We start from the raw sequence: 3328 nt of genomic DNA on the forward strand, positions 1-3328 counted from the left end.
GTGAGCCTCGTGTACTTCGACGTGCTGGTCGATCCCCGCAACGGCGACGTCTACGTCGTAGGCGACGACCCCACCATCCACCACGCCGTGAGCCACGACGGTGGCGCCACGTTCAGCGACTACACCCGTGTCGACGAGGCCTACGCGGTGTACTACTCCGACTACAGCATCGGTCAGCTCGGCCGGATCGTGGTGGCCGGCGGCGGCATGGACCTGGAGACGAGCGTCTGGAACGTGGACGCCGACGCCTGGTCGCGCGGGCCGGGCGGCCAGCCTGTCGAGAGCGAACGGGCGAGCGCCGCCATCGACGCCGCTGATCACATCCACGTGATCTCCGTCGCGATGGGGGCGGTGACGCTCTCCTCGAGCACGGACTCGGGCGCCACCTACTCGTCGGTGCCGGTCGCGAGCGGGAGCGAGGCCGACATCGCGCCGTCCACCTTCGTCGTGGGGGCGCCGGTCATCTACAACGACGAGGGCGTCATCAGGTACGCCTTCGTGCCTAACCCGCCGGCCCTGGCGCCCCGTTGAGGCGCGGGTAGCACCCAGCGAGGCGCGGGCGCCGGGACGTGATGGTCCCGGCGCCCGCCGCCGTTGTGGGGCGTTGACAGCCTCGCCGCGGCGTGCCTAGAATCTGTATCAGTTCTTGTTACTTGTAACGGAAGGGTGGGCGTGGAAGAGTTCCTCCTGAGCCAGGTGGCCGAGATGTACTACCTGCGCGGCCTCAAGCAAGCCACCATCGCCCGTCACTTCGGGGTCTCGAAGATGCAGGTCTCGCGGCTCCTCCAGAAGGCGCGCGACGTGGGCATCGTGCGGATCGACGTCCGCTACCCCGGCACGCTCCCGCGCGACGAACGCGCCGCCGAGGAACTGTCCCGCAGCTTCGGGCTGCGAGACGCCCTGGTGCTCCAGGTGGAGGCCGAGGCCGACAACAGCTTCTCCTACGGCGCCGCCCGCTACGTCAGTTCGCTCGTCCAGCCGGGCACCATCCTCGGCGTCGGCTGGGGCCGGACCGTCTCGGCCGTGGCCGGCGCGCTGCCCGAACGCGCCGACGCCACCGTCAGCGTCGTCCAGATCGTCGGCGCCTTCGGGGCGTCGGCGAGCGAGACGCCCTACGACGCCTCCAAGCTCTTCGCCGAGCGCCTCGGAGCCAGACTCTGGGCGCTGCACGCGCCCGCCTTCCTCGAGTCGCGCGAGACGCGCGACCGCCTGATGCAGGAGCCGAGCGTGCGCAGCACCCTCGAGGTGGCGGCCAAGGCCAACTACGCCCTGGTCGGGATCGGCACGGCCGACCAGCACACCAGCACCTTCCACCACGCCGGCTACCTCACCAGCGCCGAGATACAGGACCTCATCGCCAACGGGGCGGTGGGCGACGTCCTGGGCCACTACGTCGACGCGAGGGGCAAGGAGATCGAGCACCGGCTCAGCCGCAACTTCGTCGGGCTCTCCCTCGCCGGCTTCCGCCAGGTCCCCACCAAGGTGGCGGTGGCGCGCGGCCGGCACAAGGCGAGCGCGATAGCGGGGGTGCTGCGCTCCGGCGCGATCGACGTTCTGGTCACCGACGCGGCCACGGCCGCGGACGTTCTTCACCTGGGCGGCGGGCGCACGGACCGCCGCGCCGCCGCGACAGCGAAGGGGTGAGACAGGCAGCGATCAGCGAGGCCGTTGCAACTGGCGCCGGCGGCGCGGCCGCCACGCCGGGTCCAGCGGAGGGCCGGTGCCCGCGAGGGACACCACGAGAGACGAGCACCAATGGAAGGTCGAGGAGGCACTACATGTTGCAGAGGCCGCAATCCCCCGTCAAGTGGTTCGGTGCCCTCGCGGCGCTGGTCACCCTCGCCGCGCTGCTCGGCGCGGCGTTCGCCCAGGACGCCCAGCTCGAACCCAAGCTGGTCCTGTACGCGTCCCACCCCACCGAGATGGTCGACTTCTTCACCAGCCGGTTCACCGAGGAGTACGGGGTCGAGGTCGAGCTCGTGTACGCCGGCACCGGCGAGCTCCTGGCGCGCATAGGCGCCGAGGCCGCCCGGCCGCAGGCCGACCTCATGTGGGGCGGCGGCTCCGACACCGGCGCCTCCAAGCCCGAGCTGTTCCTGCCCTACGACTCGCCCGCCCTCGAGGGCGTCACGCCGCAGTACCGCGACGAGGCCGGCTACAACGTGCCGTTCGACGCCTTCACCATGGTCCTCCTCTACAACAAGGACCTCGTGGCGGCCGACGCGGTACCGCAGACGTGGGCCGACCTCACCGACCCGAAGTGGAAGGGCAAGGTCGTGCACGCCAACCCCGCCACCTCCGGCTCCGCCTACGCCGCCATGGTCGGCTGGCTGGGCATAGGCGGCTGGGAACTCGTCGAGGCGCTCGCCCGCAACCAGGTCATCGCCGAGAGCTCGAGCGCGCCCTTCACGCAGGTCGGGCAGGGCGAGAACGCGATAGGCGTGGCCTACGAGGAGGGCGCCTTCAGGTGGCTCCCCTCCGGCAAGGTCGGCATCGTCTACCCCTCCGACGGCGTGCTCGTCGGCACGGGCGGGCTCTTCATCGTGCGCGGCGGGCCGCACCCCAACGCGGCCCGCGCCTTCGCCGACTTCGTCATCGCCCGTGAGCAACAGCAGGCCCTCGCCGACAACTTCCCCGGCCGGCGCCCGACCCACAAGGACGTCAAGCTCAACCCGGCCATGACGCCGTTCGAGGAGCTCAACGGCATCATCTACCCCGTGGCGGAGGCCGCCGCCAGGCGCGAAGAGTACCTGGCGCAGTGGCGCCAGATCATGCTCAGGACGCGCTGAGGCGCGAAGCACACCAGCTCGGTCCGGGGCGCCAACTCGGCACCGCCCCGGACCGGGGCGACGCCCCGCCCGGAGAGAGGAAGGTGAGGACGTAGAGTGACGACGCCACACGAGACGCACGTGTCGCTGGTCGACCTCGTCGTGCAGTTCCCCGGCACGACCGCCGTCGACAGCGCCACCCTGGACGTCGCCCCTGGCGAGTTCTTCTCCCTCCTGGGCCCGAGCGGCTGCGGGAAGACGACCCTCCTGCGCACCATCGCCGGCTTCTACCGCCAACGCCAGGGCGGCATCTGGTTCGGCGACACCCGCATGGACGCCGTGCCCGCCCACAAGCGCGACACGGGCATGGTGTTCCAGAACTACGCCCTCTTCCCGCACCTCACCGTGGCCCAGAACGTGGCCTACGGGCTGAAACCACGCCGCGTGCCGCGCGCCGAGGCGGACGAGCGCGTGCGCCAGGCGCTGGCCCTCGTCGACCTCACCGGCCTGGAGGACCGCAAGCCGCGCCAGCTCTCGGGCGGTCAACAGCAGCGCGTGGC

At 71.2% G+C, this 3328-nt stretch carries 4 protein-coding genes; all 4 read left to right on the plus strand.

Annotated elements, in window-relative coordinates:
• Nucleotides 1-531 (plus strand): hypothetical protein (locus H3C53_12365; GenBank protein MBW7917458.1); only part of this gene is annotated, 531 nt, incomplete at its 5' end.
• Between the two features lie 141 nt (nt 532-672).
• Nucleotides 673-1644, plus strand: a complete 972-nt coding sequence (locus tag H3C53_12370; protein ID MBW7917459.1) for a sugar-binding transcriptional regulator — start codon at nt 673-675, stop codon at nt 1642-1644.
• A gap of 134 nt (nt 1645-1778) precedes the next feature.
• Entirely contained in the window at nt 1779-2789 is a 1011-nt protein-coding gene (locus H3C53_12375; protein MBW7917460.1) for an extracellular solute-binding protein, read from the plus strand.
• 96 nt (nt 2790-2885) lie between these two features.
• A partial coding sequence (locus H3C53_12380; protein ID MBW7917461.1) for an ABC transporter ATP-binding protein occupies nt 2886-3328 on the plus strand: 443 nt, incomplete at its 3' end.

The organism is Trueperaceae bacterium (genome assembly GCA_019454765.1).
Taxonomy (GTDB): Bacteria; Deinococcota; Deinococci; order Deinococcales; family Trueperaceae; genus JAAYYF01.